The following is a 19,030-nucleotide window of genomic DNA, read 5'->3' as shown; positions in this document are numbered from 1 at the left end:
AGGTGGCGTCCATCCTGCCGCAGGCCAAGAGTCGGCGGAGCACCCGAGCCCATATGCGGCCCGGATGTCTACGCTGGGTGGTGTTGTCGGGCATTCGCCGTCGGCAGGAAGCCGGCGGCCCTACGAGCCGAGGAACCCCGTGAGTGACACCCCATTCGGATTCGGCCTTCCGCCGGAGGAGCCGGAGAACGGCGACGAGGGCAAGAAGAAGGATCCCGCCGGAGGTGGACAGGGCTCCGGCGGGCCGTCCCCGGCAAATCCTTTCGGTTTCGGGGAAGGCGCGGACAATCCGTTCGCCGCGATGTTCGGCTCCCTGAACCCCAATGACCTGGGCGCGGCGTTCCAGCAGCTCGGCCAGATGCTGAGCTACGAGGGCGGTCCCGTGAACTGGGACATGGCCAAGCAGATCGCGCGCCAGACGGTCTCCCAGGGCACACAGGACGGCACCAAGGACCAGAGCGTGGGCCCGGCCGAGCGGACCGCGGTCGAGGAGGCCGTGCGCCTCGCCGATCTGTGGCTGGACAGCGTGACGTCCCTGCCCTCCGGGGCGAACACCGCCGTGGCGTGGAGCCGCGCGGAGTGGGTCGAGGCGACGCTGCCCGCGTGGCAGCAGCTTGTCGATCCGGTCGCCGAGCGCGTCGGCCTGGCCATGGGCGATGTGCTGCCGGAGGAGATGCAGGCCATGGCGGGCCCGCTGATCGGCATGATGCGCTCCATGGGCGGCGCGATGTTCGGCCAGCAGATCGGGCAGGCCGTGGGGGTGCTGGCGGGCGAGGTGGTCGGCTCGACCGACATCGGCCTGCCGCTCGGCCCGGTCGGCAAGGCCGCGCTGCTGCCGCTGAACATCGAGACGTTCGGCAAGGACCTCGGCGTGCCGAAGGAGGAGGTGCGGCTGTACCTCGCCCTGCGCGAGGCCGCCCACCAGCGGCTCTTCGCCCATGTGCCGTGGCTGCGGTCGCATCTGTTCGGTGCGGTCGAGGCGTACGCCCGCGGGATCAAGGTCGACACGACCAAGCTGGAGGACGTCGTCGGCCAGTTCGACCCCTCACACCCCGAACAGTTGCAGGAGGCCCTCCAGCAGGGCATGTTCCAGCCGGAGGACACCGCGGAGCAGAAGGCGTCGCTGGCCCGTCTGGAGACCGCGCTCGCGCTGGTCGAGGGCTGGGTGGACGCGGTGGTGCACGAGGCCGCGTCGAGGCGGCTGACCTCGGCGGACGCCCTGCGCGAGACGCTGCGCAGGCGGCGCGCTTCCGGTGGTCCCGCCGAGCAGACCTTCGCGACCCTGATCGGCCTTCAGCTGCGTCCGCGCCGGCTGCGGGACGCCTCAAGGCTGTGGGCCTCGCTCACCGACGCGCGGGGTGTGGACGGCCGCGACGGCCTGTGGGGGCATCCGGACATGCTTCCGACGGCCACCGACCTGGACGACCCGGACGGCTTTGTCCACCGTGAGCAGCTCGACTTCTCGGAGCTGGACAAGATGCTCGGCGAGGCGGCGGGCAGCGGGAAGCCGAAGCTCGACAAGGACACGGACCTCGGCAAGGCCGACAAGGACGACGAGGGCGACAAGGACCAGTGAGCCTGCATGACGACGCCGTTCTCGTACTGAAGAGCTACGAGCATCAGGAGGAGCTGCGACAGCTCTATCTGGACCACCTGGCAGCGCACCCGGACGGGATGTGGAAGGCCTGCGAGACCGGGCACGTCACGGCAAGCGCGCTGGTCGTCGAACCGGAGCACGGGCGGGTACTGCTGACGCTGCACAAAAAGCTCGGCATGTGGCTGCAGATGGGCGGCCACTGCGAGCCGGGTGACGCGACGCTCGCGGAGGCCGCGATGCGCGAGGCCACGGAGGAGTCCGGGATCCGCGGACTGACACTGCTGCCCGGCGGTCCCGTGCGGCTGGACCGGCATGCGATTCCGGCGCCCTGCCACTGGCATCTCGATGTGCAGTACGCGGCGATGGCGCCGGCCGGGGCGGTCGAAGAGATCAGCGAGGAGTCGCTGGATCTGCGCTGGTTCGCGTACGACGAGGTGGCGGACGTGGCCGACGAGTCGGTCGTACGGCTGCTGGAGCATACGCGCGCTGCACTGTGAATGAACGCGGGTAAGGGGCGGTCTCCTGGGAGACCGCCCCTTACCTGTGCGTCCTTACCCGTCCTTGCTCGTCAGTTCCAGGCGTTGTTCTGGTTCTGGGCGTGGGCGCCTTGCTGGCCCACGCCGTACTGCGCACGCAGACCCTGCCCGATCTCCGCGCCCTGCGGCGGCATGACCTCGCTGGGCTGCACAAGGGCGAAACCCTGGCCGAGGAAGCTCAACTCCCAGCCCTCGCCGGTGTTGCCGCGCCTTCGCCGTACGCCGGAGGAATGCGTCTGCGCCTGCATCTGGACCCGCAGTGCGGAGGACCAGGCGACAATCGCGTCGGCGTCGACATTGACGTACTTGTCCGGCGTGACCTGCATCATCAGCGGCTGGCCCGAGGTCATCAGCGCGACCTTGCCCCGGCCGGAGATATTGAGCTGGTACTTCCCGGAGCCGGAGATTCCGTACTGGCTGTCCACCGCGATGACCTCGGTGTGCAGCGTGGAGTCGAGCGCCAGGACGTAGGCGCTGTCGACCGTCATGCCCTCATTGTCGACGTCCACCACATGGATGTACTGGGCGAGGTTGGCGAAGTAGACGGTGCCCTGCCCGGAGCAGCGCATCAGGTCCAGGCCCTCACCGGTGTTGGCGCGGGCCCGCCGCTGATTGTTCGTCTGGTACTCGCCGTCGAAGTCGACAAGCCCTTGGTACGCGACCATGGCGCCCTTGCGGGCGAGGACGTCGTCGTGGCCCGTCAGCGCGACCCGCAGCAGCTGCGGGTTCTGCACGACGTACCGGTCCTGGGACTGCTGTTCCGTGTAGCTGAAAAGCGGACTCTGCATGGTGTGTTCTCGCTCCCCCTCAGTTCCGGATCCGCAGGCGGTCGGTACTGTCCTCGCTCGGCTGTACGACGACGATGCCCTGGCCCGAGAAGGCCATCTGGTACGCCTCACCGCTGCCTCGCCCGACCAGCGAGGATGCCTTGAAGCTGCGCTTGCCCTTCACCTTGAGGTTCGGGGACCAGGCGACAAGGGCGTCCGGGTCGACGTAAGTCTCGTCCTCGCCACGGCCGCAGTCGACGACGATCGGGGTGCCGCGCGAGGTGAGGGCCACCCAGCCGGTGCCCGCGATCGACACGTTCCACAGGCCCTGGCCGGCCAGCTTGGCCAGCCCCTTGACCCGCTCGACACCCCACTGGAGGTGCGCGTCGAAGGCCAGCACATTGGTGCCGTTGACCGAGATCGAGTCGTTGTTGAGGTTGATGACGACCACGTCCGCGCCATAGTCGGCGAGGTAGAGCAGTCCGTCACCGGAGCACTTCATGATGGGCGCGCCTTCGCCGGTCACCCACTGGGAGGCGACCTGGCGGACGGCGGGCGGGTTGGGCTCGTACTGCACGAAGCCTTCGTAGGCGACCATCGAGCCGGTGCGTGCGTACAGGTCCTGGCCACTGGCCATGGCGACCTTGAGCATGGTGCGGCCGTGGTTCTCCATCCGGGCCGCGATCGGGGTCGGGGCGAAGCCCGCGAGTTGCTGGTTCATTTTTTCGGGCTCCCTCAGACCTCGTACGGCTGGACGACGATGAAGTTGCCGGGGGCGCCCCGGAACTGGAGGTTGACGGTCTCTCCGCTGTGCCCCGGGTACGCGTTGCGCCGCAGCCGGACCTGGCTGGAGAGGATCACCTGGGACGCGGACGACCAGGCGACGACGGCATTGCAGTCGGCGAAGGTGGTCGGCGTGACCGGGAGGACCACGGGGACGCCGTGGGTCTTCACGACGACCGTGCCGGTGCCCTGGAACTGCATGGTGAACAGGGCGCCGCCCGGAATGCCGTGGCCCTCGATCCTGCGGACCTCGTGCTGCAAGGACTCGTCGAAGGCGAGGACGTTCTCCGCGGAGACGCAGATGCCGTCACCCTGCAGCTCGATGGAGTGCAGATGCGCGCCGTTCTCGGCGAGGAAGACCTGGCCGCGGCCGCTGCAGCGCATCAGCTGCATCTCCTGGCCGGTCGCATTGCCGACGATGCGCCCGGCGAAGCCGGCGCCCTTGTAGCCGAAGTCGACTTTGCCCTGGTACATCACCATGCTGCCCTGGCGGGCGAGGACGGGCGTGCCGCCCATGGTCAGGTCGACCCGCATGAGCTGCTGGTTCTGCGGGGTCCAGCGTTGGCCGGTGGAGGTCTCCCGGTAGGGCTGCAGGGCGGCCTGGAGACCGGCGCCGGTCGACGGGGCTCCCTGGGGAACGCCCTGCGGGACGCCCGGAGGCTGCTGTCCGTACGGGGACGGTGCCGGCTGTCCATACGGCGAAGGCGCACCCGGCGGGACCTGACCAGGGACCTGGCCAGGCATCTGACCAGGGGCTTGGCCCGGCACCTGGCCGTGCTGAGGCGGCTGTCCGTACGGGGTCATGGGAGCCGCGATGGTGGGCGCAGCGTGCATCTGCGGGTTCGGCTGCTGAGGGGCGGGGGCCGGTGCCGGGGCCTGGGCGGCCGGTGCGCCGAAGGAGGGCGCGGGCTGCGGCACTTGAGGCGCCTGCGGTGCGGCCGGTGCCCCGAACGCCGGGGGCGCGCTGGCCTGCGCGGGAGGTGCGAACGACGGCACGGCGCCCTGCGGCTGCTGCGCGGCCGGCTGCTCCTCGGCGACCTCGCCGCCGAAGTTCTTGAGCAGCGCGTCGAGTCCGCCGTCGAAGCCCTGGCCGACGGCGGTGAAGCGCCACACGTCCTTCAGGTAGAAGTCGCCGAGCATCACGGCACGCTCGGTGGTGAACTCCGAGCCGCTGAAGGCGTACCGGACGACCTCTTCGCCGCCCGCGACGATGCGGATGTAGCCGGGGCCGACGTTCGACATCTGCCCCGCGCCGTCGATCGTCGCGGTGAACGAGAGCCTGTGGATGTTCGCCGGAATGCGGTCGAGAGTGACGCGGAAGGACTCGGTGTCACCGGCCTGCGCGCCGAGCAGCTGAATGGACTCCTCGGGCGACTTCGGCTGGTTGAAGAAGATGAAGTACCGGTCGTCCGAGAGCTGCTCGTTGGCGTCGAGTCCGAAACAGCTGATGTCGAAGGTCAGCCCAGGAGCGGCGATCTGCACACCTACGTACAGATCCGTTCCCGGCGTGAGATCACTGATCTTGGCCTTGTGGCCGCGTTGAAATTCCCTGGCCATGCGTAACGACCGTCCCCCATCCCGAAATGTTAATGCGTCGCGTCAGGCTAACGGCTGAGTGCGACATTGAGCCAAGCCGGTACACATTCGGTACAGGACCGTCGACAGTTACTCTCCGCGCGCTGCGGGCAAATGCGGCAGCCGGTCGGCGGCGACGACGCCCTCGAGATAGCCCCGCGCCCGCTCGGTGCGGGGATACGCCTCGAGGAGCCGCCAGAACCGCGGCCCGTGCCCCGGCACGAGGAGATGGGCGAGCTCATGAACGAGCACATAGTCAACGACGTATTCGGGCATCCCCTGCAGGCGGTGCGAGAGGCGGATACTGCCCTCGGCCGGGGTGCACGAGCCCCAGCGGGTGTTCTGATTCGTCACCCATCTCACGGATGTCGGTCTTGCGCGTCCGTCGAAGTACTGGGCGGACAAGCGCTCGGCGCGCTCGGCCAGTTCGGTGTCGCCGAGGATGCGCTTGCTCTCCTGGGCGGCGAGTTTGTCGAGCATCACGCTGACCCAGCGCTGCTCCTCCGCCTCCGACATCCGGGCGGGGATGAGCACGATGGTCCGGTCACCCTCCCGGTAGGCCGAGACCGTTCTGCTGCGCCGGGCACTCCTGCGGACCTCGACCGCACTCGTCGCCGATCCGCGGGGCGGTCGGTTTGTCGCGCTGCGCTGTTGACTTACGGCGCTGTGCGGTGGGCCCTCTCCGACAAGGCGAGGGGGTGGGGTCTCCCCAGCGAAGCGAGGGGACGGGTCGACGGACACGCCCCGACGTTACCCGCTGTCAGTGGAGGAAGTCCCGCCTCCGGGACGGTTCGAGCTTGATCCACTCCATGGCGCGCACCATTTGAACGACTAATACCCGGTGCCTGTGGATAACTTTTCACACCCATCGTCGCGACCGTGCATTCTGACAACAGATCGGCGGAGAGATCCGACAACACTTCAACGGAGGAAGTGGACGGGGGAAGTGGATATGCATCCGATGGTGAAGCCTGCCCTCAGGCGGGCATGGCGGGAGCGGCAGACCGTACAGTTCGGGGTGACTCCCGCGCATGCGGTAATGGTCGGCCCGGTGGACACGGCGACAGGCGCCCTGCTCGAGCTGCTGGACGGGACCAGGGGGCTGCCGCTGCTGCGCGAGGAGGCGCGGGCGATAGGGATGCCGGACGGACAAGTGGACGCTCTGGTGAAGCGGTTGACGTCGGCCGGTCTGCTCGACGATCCGACGGCGGGCGGTCCTGCGGCCGATGCGTTACGGAATCGGGCAGGCGCTCTCGACCGGCTGCGCCCCGATCTGGCGTCGCTCTCCGTCGTCCATCCGGAACCGGGCGGCGGGACAGCGCGCCTGACGGCCCGGCGGGCGATGCGCGTTCAGGTCCGGGGCGCCGGCCGGGTGGGCGCGACGGTCGCCGCGGCGCTGTCCGCCTCCGGGGTGGGCGGGGTCGAGGTGCTGGACGGCGGGTGTACGGAGCCGTGGGACGTGGCGCCCGGTGGGCTGCCGCCGGAGGCGGTCGGTGAGCGGCGCGATGCGGCGGCCAGGCAGCTGGTGCGGCGGTGGGCGCCCGACCGCCCGCCGCGCGCGACCGAGTCGGCGGGTTCTGGTGCGGGCGAGCCCGGCCTTTCCCTGGTCGTGGTGGCGCCGCGGGACGGTCTGGCGGCCTATGCGCCCGACCAGGCAGCGGCCGAGGGCTGGATCGCCACCGGGACACCCCATCTGTACGCGGGAGTTGTGGAAGGGACCGGAGTGGTGGGCCCGCTGGTGCTGCCCGGGGGCACGGCCTGCGCCGGCTGTCTGGAGCTGGGCCGGGTGGACCGCGACCCGGGCAGGCCCAGGCTGCTCGCGCAGTGGCGCTCGGGCCGCCGTCGCAGCGCGGTGCCGGCCTGCGATGTCGCCCTGGCCACGGCTGTGGCGGGGTTGACCGCGGCGCATGCGCTGTCGTTCCTCGACGGGGAGCTGCCCGCGAGTACGGGAGCGCGATGGGAGGCGTCACTGCCGCTGCTGGAGTGGCAGTCGGACAGCATCACGCCGCACCTCGACTGTGTCTGCAGCGCGTATGGGAAGAGTGAGAGGGAGCACACCTCAGAGTTCGGGCCGCTACACGAGACAATGGCCGGGTAACCGCCGTCAATGAAGTAATGCCGCCAGGCACACGCGGCACGGCTGTCTGGGATTTGGAGGGGCGCATGTCTGATCTTCCCCGGAAGGCGGTCACCCGGACCGCCAAGTTGGCCGCACTGCCACTGGGCTTCGCCGGGCGTGCCACTTGGGGTCTGGGCAAGCGGATCGGCGGGAAGTCCGCGGAGATCGTGGCCAGGGAACTGCAACAGCGCACGGCAGAGCAGCTGTTCAAGGTGCTCGGCGAGCTCAAGGGCGGTGCCATGAAATTCGGGCAGGCCATGTCCGTCTTCGAGTCGGCGCTCCCCGAGGAGGTCGCGGGCCCCTACCGCGCGGCCCTCACCAAGCTCCAGGACGCGGCACCCCCGATGCCGACGCGTACGGTCCACGCGGTCCTGGAGGAGCGCCTGGGTGCGGAGTGGCGCGAGCTGTTCCTCAATTTCGAGGACAAACCGTCGGCCGCCGCCTCCATCGGCCAGGTGCACCGGGCGGTGTGGCACGACGGGCGTGAGGTCGCGGTGAAGGTGCAGTACCCGGGGGCGGGGGAGGCGTTGCTGTCCGATCTGACGCAGCTCAGCCGCTTCGCCCGGCTGCTGGGTCCGCTGATCCCGGGCATGGACATCAAGCCGCTGATCGCCGAGCTCCGTGACCGGGTGTCGGAGGAGCTGGACTATGAGCTGGAGGCACAGGCACAGCGGGAGCATGCGGCGGAGTTCGCGGACGATCCGGATGTGCTGGTGCCGGATGTGGTGCACCAGTGCGACCAGGTGCTGGTGACCGAGTGGATCGACGGGGTCCCGCTGGCCGAGGTGATCGCCGACGGCACGGACGAGCAGCGGGACCGGGCGGGCCAGCTGCTGGCCCGCTTCCTCTTCTCGGGCCCGGCCCGCACGGGGCTGCTGCACGCGGATCCACACCCGGGAAACTTCCGGCTGCTCCCGGAGGAGGACGGCGAAGGCTGGCGGCTCGGCGTGCTGGACTTCGGCACGGTGGACCGACTGCCCGGCGGACTGCCGCCAACCATCGGCGAATGTCTGCGGATGACGCTGGAGGGCGAGGCCGAAGGGGTCTACGAGCTGCTGCGCCAAGAAGGCTTCGTCAAGGAGGCCATAGAGCTCGACCCGGACTCGGTGCTCGAGTATCTGGTGCCGATCATCGAGCCGGCGGAGGCGGAGGCGTTCACCTTCACCCGGAGCTGGATGCGCACCCAGGCGGCCCGGATCGCGGATATCCGCTCCCCCGCCCATCAGCTGGGAAAGCAGCTCAATCTGCCGCCCTCGTATCTGCTGATCCACCGGGTGACGCTGAGCACGATAGGCGTGCTGTGCCAGCTGAACGCGACGGTGCGGCTGCGGGACGAACTCGAGTCGTGGGTGCCCGGTTTCCTGCTGGAGGAAGAGGAGGAAGTCACGGCGGTCGAGGTGCAGGCCTGAGTGTTCGCCGCCGCGGGCCGAGCGCCACAACAGCCGGCGGCGGTCAGCGGGAGGCGGTCACCACCAGGCCGAGTCGAGCCTGCCCTCGATTGCCCTGATGTTGGCGCGTGCGCAGTCGTCGCAGAAGTAGTGACGGGTGCCGTTCTCCACGGAGCAGGTCCAGGTGGGCGGTGGTCCCTCGGCGACGGCGCCGCAGTGGGAACACACGATGCTCTCGGCACCCGGCTGCGCAGGGTGAGGAGTCTGCTGCTGGTCCACGTCGTGACGATAGCCCCGTCGGGGACCAGTCGCAGGGACAACGCACCGCGGGGGCCGGTCCGTTCGGACCGGCCCCCGGGTCAGTGTGTGCTGTCAGTGCCTTGATTGCGGTCAGTGCATGACGGCCATGGCCAGTGCGCGGCGGGCACGCAACGACACGCGCTCGGCACGGCGCTGCATCCGCCGGGCGGCGACCAGGCGCACGGCCTGGCGTTCCGCGTCGGCTTCCCGCAGGCGCTCGTGCATATGCGCACGAGCCATGGCTTCTGGGATGAGTTGCATCTCACGGGTCCTGTTCTGACGCGAGGCGTTCGCGCCGATGGTGGTGACGTCTGGGGTGGCGGAGCCGGACGGCTCGCTCGTGGAAGAGGTCATTGGGGCCAGCTTCTGGGGATCGTGCGTGATGGGTCGGTCGATGGTTCCGATGACGGTCATGCCGCGACCGGGTTCTTGCGCGGGCGACCACGCGGCCGCTTGCGGGCGACGACCACGCCCTGGATGAAGAGCTCTCCGCCCCAGACGCCCCACGGCTCACGCCGCTCCTTGGCGCCCGCAAGGCAGGCCTCCATCAGCGGGCAGGTACGGCAGAGGGACTTGGCGTACTCGACATCGGCCGGCGACTCGGCGAAGAAGACCTCCGGGTCATAGGAACGGCAGGGGACGGGTACGCCGAGGTTCTCGATGGCGTCGTCGAGCGCGGTGAGCGCAGTGAGCGGAGTCAAGGTGGAGTCCTCCGTGAGGGCGGGCGGGGGGATCGTCTCGGAAGGCGGTACGGACGGGGCGTGCGCTTCGAGTTGCACGGTGGTGTCGTTCCTCGTCTGGTCGGTCCGGCCTGTTGGCCGGGTGTCGGCTTGGTACCGGGTGCTTCTTGTCCCGAGGCCCCTTCGCTCTGTCCGCCCCGTTCGGGGAAAACAGAAGGGCCGCGGATCCCGGGTGGGGTTCCGCGGCCCTGAAGGCGCCGGCCTGATCTGGATCAGGCTGGATCACTCCAGGGTTCGAGCCCACGGAAGGCCCACATCGTGTGGTGCTGCGTCTGCCGCTTCTTGGTGCCGGCACTGGCCGCCGCAAAGGCATAGGCCCGAGCCTTTGCCGCTGCTACTGCTGCTTCCAGTGCCTTGGTCGGTCGCTCATTGCGCTCCATGACGGGCAGTCCGCCCAGACCGGAGACCGGAAGCGCGGCAGAGACGCCGGACACACCGGTGCCGTTGAACGCCGCGGAGAAGCCGAGCGAGCAGGCGGAGACGACCGAGCGATCGGTCATTTTGGCGGTGCTGATGAAGCTGGTGTTGATGCTGATCACTGGAATCGCCTCCTCTCGGCGTCTAAGGACCGGCCTGGGCCAGTCACGCGTATTCGGATAAGTACAGCACGAGGACAGGGCTTCAGAGAAGTCGCTGTTCCCGTGGTTAAGAACCTATGGGGCTTGCTGGGGCGGGCGCAAACTATTTTTTCGACGAGTTTGTATCAGTCGTCTTCGCCGTCCCCCACAACCTCCTGACCTGCACAGATGGTCAGCACATCGGCTCCGAAACGCTCGAGCTTGCGTCCACCGACACCGGCGATCTGAGCCAACTCCCCCTCGCTGCCCGGCACGGCCTCGGCGATCGCCATCAGTGTCTTGTCGGTGAAGACGCAGTACGCGGGCTGGCCCAGCTCCTTCGCCTGGTCCGCGCGCCAGTCGCGCAGGCGTTCGTACAGCGCCTCGTCCATGTCGGAGGGGCAGTCCTCACAGCGCATCAGTTTCATCTCACCAGCGTCGGTGAGCGTCTTGCCGCAGACCCGGCACAACACAGGACCTCGCCGCTTGCGGCGGCCGCCGCTGCCGCGCTCGATGCCACCGGCACCGCCCGCGCCGCGTGCGCCGGGTGCCACGGAGCCCGGCCGCATCCCGTTCAGGAAGCGGGTGGGCCGGCGGGAGGCGCGGCCGCCGGGTGAGCGGGACAGCGCCCAGGAGAGGCAGAGATGGAGCCGGGCGCGGGTGACGCCGACATAGAGCAGCCGACGCTCCTCCTCGACCTGCTCGTCGGTCTTGGCGTAGGTGATCGGCATCATGCCCTCGGTGAGGCCGACCAGGAACACGGCGTCCCACTCCAGGCCCTTCGCCGAGTGGAGCGAGGCGAGGGTGACGCCCTGAACGGTGGGGGCGTGCTGGGCCGCGGCGCGCTCGTCCAGCTCGGCCACCAGATCGCCGAGGCTCGCGTCCGGCTTGACCCGTACATAGTCCTCGGCGAGGCGGACCAGCGCGGCCAGGGACTCCCAGCGGTCGCGCACCGCTCCCGATCCGGCGGGCGGCTCGGTGGTCCAGCCCTTGGTGGAGAGCACAGCGCGGACCTGGGACGGGAGGTCCCCGGCGTCGTCGAGCAGGGAGTCGTTGCCACCTGCGCGGGCCGCGCCGCGCAGGGCGACGCCCGCCTCCCGTACTTCCTGGCGTTCGAAGAAGCGCTCGGCGCCGCGCAGTTGGTACGGGACTCCGGCATCGGCGAGCGCCTGCTCGTAGACCTCCGACTGGGCGTTGATCCGGTAGAGCACGGCGATCTCGCCGGCCGGGACGCCCGCGGCGATCAGGTCGCGGATACGACGGGCGGTGCCCTCGGCCTCGGCCGGTTCGTCCGCGTACTCGGTGTAGGCGGGGTCGGGGCCGGCTGCGCGCTGTGAGATCAGTTCGAGGCGGTGCTCGGCGGCGCGGCCGTGGGCCTGGCTCAGCAGGCCGTTGGCGAGATGGACCACCTGAGGGGTGGAGCGGTAGTCACGGACCAGCTTGACGACGGTCGCACTGGGGTGGCGGGTGCGGAAGTTCAGCAGGTGGTCGGGGGTGGCGCCGGTGAAGGAGTAGATCGTCTGGCTGGCGTCGCCGACGACGCAGAGGCTGTCGCGGTCGCCGAGCCACAGGTCGAGCATCCGCTGCTGGAGCGGGCTGACGTCCTGGTACTCGTCCACCACGAAGTGCTGGTACTGGCGGCGGATCTGGTCGGCGATGTCGTGGCGGTCCTGGAGGATGCCGACCGTGAGGAGCAGGACATCCTCGAAGTCGATCACCGAGCGGTCGCGCTTGAGCTGCTCGTACATCCCGTAGATCTGGCTGATCTCGGCCGGGTCGCGCGGGGCGTCGCGGTGCGATTTGGCGACCGCGGCCGGGTAGTCGGCGGGCACGGTCTGGGTGACCTTGGCCCACTCGATCTCGCTCGTGACGTCCCGCAGCTCATTGCGGTCGAGCCGGATGCGGCAGCGGGCCGATGCCTCGGCGACCAGCTGGATCTTGCGCTCGAGGAGGCGGGGCATATCGCCGCCGACCGCCTTCGGCCAGAAGAACTGGAGCTGGCGCAGCGCGGCTGAGTGGAACGTACGCGCCTGGACGCCGCCCGCGCCGAGCTGGCGCAGCCGGCCGCGCATCTCGCCCGCGGCGCGGTTGGTGAAGGTGACGGCCAGCACACTGGCGGGCTGGAGTATGCCCGCGCGCACTCCGTAGGCGATGCGGTGGGTGATCGCGCGCGTCTTGCCCGTGCCGGCGCCTGCCAGCACGCACACCGGACCGTGCAGGGCCGTCGCCACTTCGCGTTGCTCGGGGTCGAGCCCGTCGAGCACCGCGTCCGCCGACTCGGGGACCTGCGGGAAAAGAGAGGAGTGCGTTGCTGCTGTCACACCGCCATGCTGCCAGGTCGGCGGAGGTGGGTGCGGCCGTTGTCCACAGGGGGCCGGTGGCGGTCGTACTAATGCGGGAATGGCCGCCAGATCACGTACGTTCTACGCCGTGCGAACACGCAGGAGCACGCATCGACCACGCATCGAGCGCGCAGGAGCGAACTCGCAGGACCGAGACGAACGAGACGGACGAGACAGAGGAGCGCGAGAAACCATGCAGGGGACTGTGACGATGTACAGCACCACGTGGTGCGGCTACTGCCGTCGGCTGAAGAGCCAGATGGACCGCGAAGGCATCACGTACAACGAGATCAACATCGAGCAGGACCCGCATTCCGCGGCCTTCGTCGAGAAGGCCAACGGGGGCAATCAGACCGTCCCGACCGTGCTCTTCGCGGACGGTTCGACGCTGACCAACCCCTCGCTGGCCCAGGTCAAGCAGAAGATCGGCGTCTGAGCGGGGGACCGCTCAGGCCACAGCTCCGGGCTTCGGCAACGGCTTGCCGTACCAGAGCTCGATCAGGCGGGCCGCAATCGAGATCCCGAAGGGAGGCAGCACCTCCCCGGACTCGAATGCGGCCCGCAGGTCTTCCCGGGAGAACCAGCGTGCCTCGTGGATCTCTTCACCGTCGACGTCGATCTCGGAGGATGTCGCCCGCGCCATGAAGCCGAGCATCAGGCTGGACGGGAAGGGCCAGGGCTGGCTGGCGATGTACTCGACCTCGCCGACCGTGACGCCCGCCTCCTCGAAGACCTCGCGACGCACCGACTGCTCGATCGACTCCCCCGGCTCGACGAAGCCCGCCAGCGTGGAGAAGCGCCCTTCCGGCCAGTGCACCTGGCGGCCCAGCAGCGCGCGGTCCTCCTCGTCGGTGACCAGCATGATCACGGCGGGGTCGGTACGGGGGTAGTGCTCGGCCCCACATGCCTGGCAGCGGCGGATGTGGCCCGCGGCCGCGATGACCGTGCGCTCGCCGCAGCGTGAGCAGAAGCGGTGCAGCCGCTGCCAGTTCTCCAGTGCGACGGCGTGCACCAGGAGTCCCGCGTCGCGCGGGGAGAGCAGCAGTCCGGCCTCGCGCAGGCCTGCGGGGCGGGCCGACTGGTCCATGCGGCCGGGCAGGGCGTCCTTCTGCAGCGCGAAGTAGCGCACGCCGTCCTCGTCGGTGCCGAGGAAGTAGCGGTGGGTCTCGGTGAGGGGGGCCTCGAAGGCCGGGGTCATGACCAGTTCGGTGCGCCCGTCGGGGGTGTCGTCGACCAGCACCTGGCCGCCCGAGACCACGAAGACCCGGGTCGTCGGGTGGCTCCACGCCGCCGACAGCCAGGCCTCGTCGAGGCGGTGGTGCGCCTCGCGGTCGATACCGCTCGGCGCGGTGAGACCGATCGGCGCGGTGAGATCGATCGGCGCGGTGAGATCGATCGGGCGGTGTGTGGTGCCGTTGCTGGTGGTGCTCACAGGTACTTCCAACTCCCCCGGGTGGATTGGATGGCAGTTCAGCGGAGGGCGGCGGCGAGGTCGCCCCACAGGTGGGCAGTCGTCTCCACACCCTTGATGAGCAGGTCCAGTTCGACCTTCTCGTTGGGCGCGTGCCAGCCGTCGGACGGTACGGAGATGCCCAGGAAAAGCACGGGGGCCGCGAGCACGTCCTGAAGATCCGCGGCGGGGCCGGATCCGCCCTCGCGGGTGAAGCGGATCTTCCGCCCGTCGAAGGCGCGGCTCATCGCCCGTACGACCGACTGCAGGGCCGGGTGGTCCAGCGGCGTCAGACAGGGGCGGGTCGAGGCACCGAAGGTGATCTCGTGGCGGATACCGGCCGGCACCTGGGCCGCGACCCAGTCGCCGACCGCCTGCTCGATCTTCTCCGGGTCCTGGCCCGCGACAAGACGGAACGTGAGCTTCAGCTGGGCGGACGACGGGATGATCGTCTTGCCGCCGGGGCCCTGGTAGCCGCCGCCGATGCCGTTGAGCTCGGCCGTCGGGCGGGCCCAGATGCGCTCCAGCGTGGAGTAGCCGGCCTCGCCGAGCGTGGCGTGCGACTTGGCGGTGTTCAGCCAGGACGCCTCGTCGAAGGGGAGCTCGGCGAACAGCTCGCGCTCGGCGTCCGTGAGCGGCTCGACGCCGTCGTAGAAGCCGGGGATGGTGACGTGCTCGTCGCAGTCGTGCAGCGCCGCGACGAGACGGGCGGCGACGGTGGCCGGGTTGGGTACCGCGCCGCCGAACGAACCGGAGTGGATGTCCTGGTCGGGGCCGTACAGCTCGATCCCGCAGTCGGCAAGGCCGCGCATGCCGGTGCAGACGGTGGGGGTCGTCTCGGACCACATGCCGGTGTCGGACACGATCACGGCGTCGGCGGCGAGGCGGGTGGAGTTGGCCTCGACCAGGGCTCGGAAGTTCGGCGATCCCGACTCCTCCTCGCCCTCGATCAGCAGCTTGAGATTGACCGCGGGGGCGGTGCGTCCGGTGGCGGCGAGGTGGGCCCGTACGCCCAGGGTGTGGAAGAAGACCTGCCCCTTGTCGTCAGCCGCGCCGCGCCCGTACATCCGGCCGTCGACGATCTGCGGCTCGAAGGGGTCCGTGTGCCAGCCGTCCTCACGGGTGGCGGGCTGGACGTCATGGTGGCCGTAGACCAGGACGGTGGGCGCATCCGGGTCGCCGGAAGGCCACTCGGCGAAGACCGCGGGGGCACCGGGAGTGGGCCAGACCTCGGTGACCGGGAAGCCGGTCTCCTTGAGCTTGGCCGCGAGCCAGTCGGCACTGCGCCGGACGTCCGCGGCGTGGTCGGGCTGGGCCGACACGGACGGGATGCGCAGCCAGTCGGCGAGGTCGTCCAGGAAGGCGGCGCGGTGTTGCTCGATGTACGTACGGACGGCGCTGTCCGGGGTGTCGCTCATGCACCTGAGCCTAACGGGCGGGGGTGACTGTCTCGCCGGCCGTCTCGCCCAGCAGGATGCGCTCCAGCTCGGCGCGGGCGGGGAGAGGGTCGGGGCGGACGATCTCTCCGGTGCGTACGTAAACGAACGCGGCGTCGACGGCTTCGAGGGGGAGGTCGTGCTGCTCGGCCCAGGCGAGCCGGTAGATGGCTAGCTGGAGGGGATCGGCGGTGTTTGTGCGGCTGGTCTTCCAGTCGACGATTTCGTACGTCCCCGTCGCCTCGTCTGCCGTCCCCTCTGCCGGCTCGTGGCGATAGACGGCGTCGATACGGCCGCGGATCACGCGGCCCGCGAGGGTGAGCTGGAACGGGGACTCCACGCGGTAGGGCGTGCGGCGGGCGTACGGAGTGCGCTCGAACGCCTCCTTGAGCGCGGCCAGGTCGCGCTCGTCCGCGATCTCGGGGTCGTCGGCGTCACCGCCGGGGAGTTCGTCCGGGCCGAGCATCGGAAGCGGGAGCTCCTCGAACCGCGACTCCACCCAGGCGTGGAACCGCGTGCCTCTGCGGGCCGCGGGGTGCGGGGGGTGCGGCATGGGGCGGGCCAGCTCCTGGGCGAAGCCGTCGGGGTCGGCGGCGAGGCGCATGAGCTGGGAGGCGGAGAGGGAGGGGGGCAGGGCAACGTCGCGGACGGTCGCGCGGCTACGGCGGAGCTCACCGGCGAGGGCGTCGAGGTCGCGGTCCCAGGAGGCGATGGTGCGGGCGTCTTCCGGGGTGGGGGCCGCCGCCTCAAGAGCGTCGGCTTCGCGGCGCGGGTGTGGCAGCTCGGCCGCAGCGACGTCCGGGAGATCCGGCTCGTCCCAGGGGTCGTGCCAGTCCGGCTCGTCCGGCTCGGACAGGGGCTCGTCCGGCTCGGACAGGAACTCGTCCGGCTCCGACTGGGGTTGGTCCGGCTCGGACAGGAGCTCCTCCGGCTCGTCCAGATACGCCAGCACCGTGTCCGCCGCGGCGCGGCGGCGCATCAGAGAAGTAGCGTCCAGCGGCAGGGGCCAGGCCTGGTCCGCCGTCGTTTCGTGCAGGGTCGGGTTCTCCGCGTCCTCCTCCGGTTCGTCCGCCCAGATCTCGATCTCGCCGAAGCCGTCCGCGCAGTGGTCGTACAGCGCCTGCAGGAACAGCGAGGGGCCGCGGCGGCGCTTCTGGGTCGGGCCCCACCAGTGGGCCGAGCCCAGGAGCAGGGAGCGGGGGCGGGTGAAGGTGACGTAGCCGAGGCGCAGTTCCTCCGTGTGCTGGTGGTCCTTCATCGCGTCCTTGAAGGACTTGAGGCCCTTGGCGTCCCAGGACTCGACGGAGGGAAGGGTGGCTGCGTCGCCTCGCAGGGCGTGCGGCAGGACCTTGGACTGGGAGGTCCACGCCTCGCGCGCCTGATCGTTCGGGAAGTGCTTGGCGACCAGGCCCGGGACCGCGACCACGTCCCATTCCAGGCCCTTGGACTTGTGGGCCGTCAGGACCTTGACGGTGTTCTCGCCGCCCGGAAGGGCGTTGTCCAGGCCCTTCTCGTACTGCGCGGCCGTGCGCAGGAAGGCGAGGAAGGCCAGCAGGGTGGCCTCCCCGTCCAGTGCCGCGAAACCGGCCGCCCTGTCAAGGAAGTTGGCGAGGGTCTCGCGGCGGCGGGCGGCCAGGGCGCTTGGGGACGCGGAGAGTTCGACCTCGAGGCCGGTGGTGGACAGGACGCGGTGCAGGACGTCCATCAGCGGGTCGGCCAGGGAGCGGCGCAGGTCGCGCAGTTCGGCGGCGAGGCGGGCGAAGCGGACCCGGGCCTCCGCGGAGAAGGGGAGGTCGACGTCCTCCCCGTCCGCCGACTCCAGGAACGTGTCCAGCGCGTCGGCGAGCGAGATGACCTCGGCCGGGTCGGTGCCTTCGACGGCCGCGGCCAGCCGCTCGTCGGGATCCCTCCCGTCGGACGAGGCGCGGTGGACCAGCAGCCGGGCCCGGCGGCCCAGCAGGGCCAGGTCGCGCGGGCCGATCCGCCAGCGCGGCCCGGTGAGCAGACGTACGAGAGAGGCGTTGGCCCCCGGGTCCTGCAGGACCTCGCACATCGCGACCAGGTCGGCGACCTCCGGCAGGTGGAGCAGCCCGGACAGGCCGACGACCTCGACCGGGACGTCCCTGGCGACGAGCGCGCCCTGGATCTCGGGGAAGTCGCCCGCCGTGCGGCACAGGACCGCGATCTCGCCCGGCTCCTTGCCCGTACGCACCAGGTGGGCGATCGAGTCGGCGAGCCACTCGATCTCCTCCGCGTGGGTGGGGAGGAGAGCGATGCGGACGGACCCGTCGCGCTCGGCGCCCGGGGCGGGCCGCAGCGCCTCGACGCCCTCGTGCATGGCGCGCAGCGGGGCCGCCAGGCCGTTGGCGAGGTGTAGCAGGCGACCGCCGCTGCGGCGGTTCTCGCTGAGGGAGAAGCGGGTCGCGGGTCGGCCGTCGGGGTACGCGAAGTGCGCCGGGAAGTCGTCGAGGTTGGCGACGGAGGCCCCGCGCCAGCCGTAGATGGCCTGGCAGGGGTCGCCAACCGCGGTCACGGCATGGCCGGTGCCCTGGCCGAACAAACCGGACAGCAGCAGCCGTTGGGCCACCGACGTGTCCTGGTACTCGTCGAGCAGCACAACCCGGAACTCGTCCCGCAGGATGGATCCGACCTCGGGCCTGGTGCGCGCGAGTTCGGCGGAGAGCGCGATCTGGTCGCCGAAGTCGAGGAGGTCGCGGGCGCGCTTGGCCTCGCGGTAACGGACGGTCAGATCGAGCAGCTCACGGCGGGCCGCGGCCGCCTCGGGCACCTTGCGCAGTTCGGCGTTGCTCAGCCGGGAGCTCTCCAGGGTGCGCAACAGCAGGGAGTCGTACGCGCCAAGCTGCTCGGGACGTACGAGATGCTCCGCGAGCTCCGCGTCGAGCGCCAGCAGATCGCTGACCAAGGACGGAAAGGACCTGGTCAGCGAGGGATACGGGCCCGGCGCCTCGCGCAGCACACGCGCGGCGAGCTGGTAGCGGGTGGCGTCCGCGAGCAGGCGCGCGGTCGGCTCCAGGCCTAGCCGCAGCCCGTGGTCGGTGAGGAGCTGCCCGGCGAAGGCGTGGTACGTGGAGATGCGCGGCTCGCCAGGAGGGTTGTCCGGGTCGATGACGTCGGGGTCCGTCACCCCCGCGCGCACGAGCGCTTTGCGGACGCGCTCGGCGAGCTCGCCCGCCGCCTTGTTGGTGAAGGTGAGGCCGAGGACCTGCTCGGGGGCGACCTGGCCGGTCCCCACGAGCCACACCACCCGCGCGGCCATCACCGTCGTCTTCCCCGAGCCGGCTCCGGCCACGATCACCTGCGGGGCGGGCGGCGCGGTGATGCAGGCCGTCTGCTCCGGGGTGAAGGGGATGCCGAGGAGCTCTTTGAGCTGCTCGGGGTCGGTGATGCGTGCGGTCACCTCAGAGAGGCTAATGGGGACC

General features: G+C 70.2%; 17 protein-coding genes. 5 read left to right on the top strand and 12 right to left on the bottom strand.

Annotation, left to right across the window (positions count from 1 at the left end; translation table 11 throughout):
* The first annotated feature begins 139 nt into the window (after positions 1-139).
* Positions 140-1,576: a zinc-dependent metalloprotease gene (locus ACH492_RS07610; RefSeq protein ID WP_398983861.1), complete on the top strand. Its 1,437-nt coding sequence runs from the start codon at positions 140-142 to the stop codon at positions 1,574-1,576.
* Positions 1,573-2,094: an NUDIX hydrolase gene (locus tag ACH492_RS07605; RefSeq protein ID WP_398983859.1), complete on the top strand. Its 522-nt coding sequence runs from the start codon at positions 1,573-1,575 to the stop codon at positions 2,092-2,094. The genes ACH492_RS07610 and ACH492_RS07605 overlap by 4 nt, the downstream gene beginning before the upstream one ends.
* 71 nt (positions 2,095-2,165) lie before the next feature.
* Here ACH492_RS07605 and ACH492_RS07600 read toward each other — a convergent pair whose 3' ends face one another.
* The 4 genes from ACH492_RS07600 to ACH492_RS07585 all read right to left on the bottom strand — a co-directional run bounded on the left by ACH492_RS07600 (position 2,166) and on the right by ACH492_RS07585 (position 5,999).
* Positions 2,166-2,921 (bottom strand): AIM24 family protein, encoded by a 756-nt coding sequence (locus ACH492_RS07600; RefSeq protein ID WP_398983858.1) that lies wholly within the window; start codon positions 2,919-2,921, stop codon positions 2,166-2,168.
* 19 nt (positions 2,922-2,940) lie between these two features.
* Complete coding sequence (locus ACH492_RS07595; RefSeq protein ID WP_398983855.1) at positions 2,941-3,621, bottom strand: AIM24 family protein; 681 nt, start codon at positions 3,619-3,621, stop codon at positions 2,941-2,943.
* 14 nt (positions 3,622-3,635) lie between these two features.
* Positions 3,636-5,240 (bottom strand): TerD family protein, encoded by a 1,605-nt coding sequence (locus ACH492_RS07590; RefSeq protein WP_398983853.1) that lies wholly within the window; start codon positions 5,238-5,240, stop codon positions 3,636-3,638.
* A 108-nt stretch (positions 5,241-5,348) separates the two neighbouring features.
* Entirely contained in the window at positions 5,349-5,999 is a 651-nt protein-coding gene (locus ACH492_RS07585; protein WP_398983851.1) for a M48 family metallopeptidase, read from the bottom strand.
* Between the two features lie 211 nt (positions 6,000-6,210).
* Between ACH492_RS07585 and ACH492_RS07580 the strand changes: the two genes are divergently transcribed.
* Positions 6,211-7,356 (top strand): ThiF family adenylyltransferase, encoded by a 1,146-nt coding sequence (locus ACH492_RS07580; RefSeq protein WP_398983849.1) that lies wholly within the window; start codon positions 6,211-6,213, stop codon positions 7,354-7,356.
* A 65-nt stretch (positions 7,357-7,421) separates the two neighbouring features.
* The gene (locus ACH492_RS07575) at positions 7,422-8,786 is read left to right on the top strand and encodes an ABC1 kinase family protein (RefSeq protein ID WP_398983847.1); all 1,365 of its coding nucleotides are present in this window, start codon (positions 7,422-7,424) and stop codon (positions 8,784-8,786) included.
* 57 nt (positions 8,787-8,843) lie between these two features.
* On the opposite strand, the gene ACH492_RS07570 is transcribed toward ACH492_RS07575, so the two are convergent.
* The 5 genes from ACH492_RS07570 to ACH492_RS07550 all read right to left on the bottom strand — a co-directional run bounded on the left by ACH492_RS07570 (position 8,844) and on the right by ACH492_RS07550 (position 12,683).
* Positions 8,844-9,044, bottom strand: a complete 201-nt coding sequence (locus ACH492_RS07570) for a hypothetical protein (RefSeq protein ID WP_307661257.1) — start codon at positions 9,042-9,044, stop codon at positions 8,844-8,846.
* 111 nt (positions 9,045-9,155) lie between these two features.
* Positions 9,156-9,479, bottom strand: a complete 324-nt coding sequence (locus ACH492_RS07565) for a hypothetical protein (protein WP_398983845.1) — start codon at positions 9,477-9,479, stop codon at positions 9,156-9,158.
* Positions 9,476-9,844, bottom strand: coding sequence for a WhiB family transcriptional regulator (locus ACH492_RS07560; RefSeq protein ID WP_356221594.1), 369 nt, complete (start codon positions 9,842-9,844; stop codon positions 9,476-9,478). The genes ACH492_RS07565 and ACH492_RS07560 overlap by 4 nt, the downstream gene beginning before the upstream one ends.
* A gap of 173 nt (positions 9,845-10,017) precedes the next feature.
* Positions 10,018-10,344 carry a hypothetical protein gene (locus ACH492_RS07555; RefSeq protein ID WP_398983843.1) on the bottom strand — a complete coding sequence of 109 codons (327 nt, stop codon included), beginning with the start codon at positions 10,342-10,344 and terminating at the stop codon, positions 10,018-10,020.
* Positions 10,345-10,508: 164 nt separating this feature from the next.
* On the bottom strand, positions 10,509-12,683 hold the full coding sequence (locus tag ACH492_RS07550; RefSeq protein ID WP_398983840.1) for an ATP-dependent DNA helicase UvrD2: 2,175 nt from the start codon (positions 12,681-12,683) through the stop codon (positions 10,509-10,511).
* A 214-nt stretch (positions 12,684-12,897) separates the two neighbouring features.
* Between ACH492_RS07550 and ACH492_RS07545 the strand changes: the two genes are divergently transcribed.
* Positions 12,898-13,140: a mycoredoxin gene (locus tag ACH492_RS07545; RefSeq protein WP_307661262.1), complete on the top strand. Its 243-nt coding sequence runs from the start codon at positions 12,898-12,900 to the stop codon at positions 13,138-13,140.
* A gap of 12 nt (positions 13,141-13,152) precedes the next feature.
* Here ACH492_RS07545 and nudC read toward each other — a convergent pair whose 3' ends face one another.
* Genes nudC through ACH492_RS07530 form a run of 3 tightly spaced genes read right to left on the bottom strand, consistent with a single transcriptional unit; the run spans position 13,153 to position 19,008 of the window.
* The gene (gene nudC, locus ACH492_RS07540; RefSeq protein WP_398983838.1) at positions 13,153-14,136 is read right to left on the bottom strand and encodes an NAD(+) diphosphatase; all 984 of its coding nucleotides are present in this window, start codon (positions 14,134-14,136) and stop codon (positions 13,153-13,155) included.
* Positions 14,137-14,174: 38 nt separating this feature from the next.
* Positions 14,175-15,572, bottom strand: coding sequence for a dipeptidase (locus ACH492_RS07535; RefSeq protein ID WP_398983836.1), 1,398 nt, complete (start codon positions 15,570-15,572; stop codon positions 14,175-14,177).
* A gap of 10 nt (positions 15,573-15,582) precedes the next feature.
* Positions 15,583-19,008, bottom strand: coding sequence for a UvrD-helicase domain-containing protein (locus tag ACH492_RS07530; RefSeq protein ID WP_398983834.1), 3,426 nt, complete (start codon positions 19,006-19,008; stop codon positions 15,583-15,585).
* Between the last annotated feature and the right edge of the window lie 22 nt (positions 19,009-19,030).

It is taken from the genome of Streptomyces sp. NPDC019443 (genome assembly GCF_044389785.1).
Lineage (GTDB): Bacteria > Actinomycetota > Actinomycetes > Streptomycetales > Streptomycetaceae > Streptomyces.
Note: the sequence above shows the minus strand (reverse complement) of the source record. Positions and strands in the feature narration are given on the sequence as shown.

Bases quoted from the DNA above. Each gene is read 5' to 3' on its own strand.
- ACH492_RS07580 (WP_398983849.1), top strand. From the start codon at position 6,211: ATGCATCCGATGGTGAAGCCTGCCCTCAGGCGGGCATGGCGGGAGCGG.
- ACH492_RS07600 (WP_398983858.1), bottom strand. From the start codon at position 2,921: ATGCAGAGTCCGCTTTTCAGCTACACGGAACAGCAGTCCCAGGACCGG.
- ACH492_RS07575 (WP_398983847.1), top strand. From the start codon at position 7,422: ATGTCTGATCTTCCCCGGAAGGCGGTCACCCGGACCGCCAAGTTGGCC.
- ACH492_RS07565 (WP_398983845.1), bottom strand. From the start codon at position 9,479: ATGACCGTCATCGGAACCATCGACCGACCCATCACGCACGATCCCCAG.
- ACH492_RS07590 (WP_398983853.1), bottom strand. From the start codon at position 5,240: ATGGCCAGGGAATTTCAACGCGGCCACAAGGCCAAGATCAGTGATCTC.
- ACH492_RS07595 (WP_398983855.1), bottom strand. From the start codon at position 3,621: ATGAACCAGCAACTCGCGGGCTTCGCCCCGACCCCGATCGCGGCCCGG.
- ACH492_RS07535 (WP_398983836.1), bottom strand. From the start codon at position 15,572: ATGAGCGACACCCCGGACAGCGCCGTCCGTACGTACATCGAGCAACAC.
- ACH492_RS07545 (WP_307661262.1), top strand. From the start codon at position 12,898: ATGCAGGGGACTGTGACGATGTACAGCACCACGTGGTGCGGCTACTGC.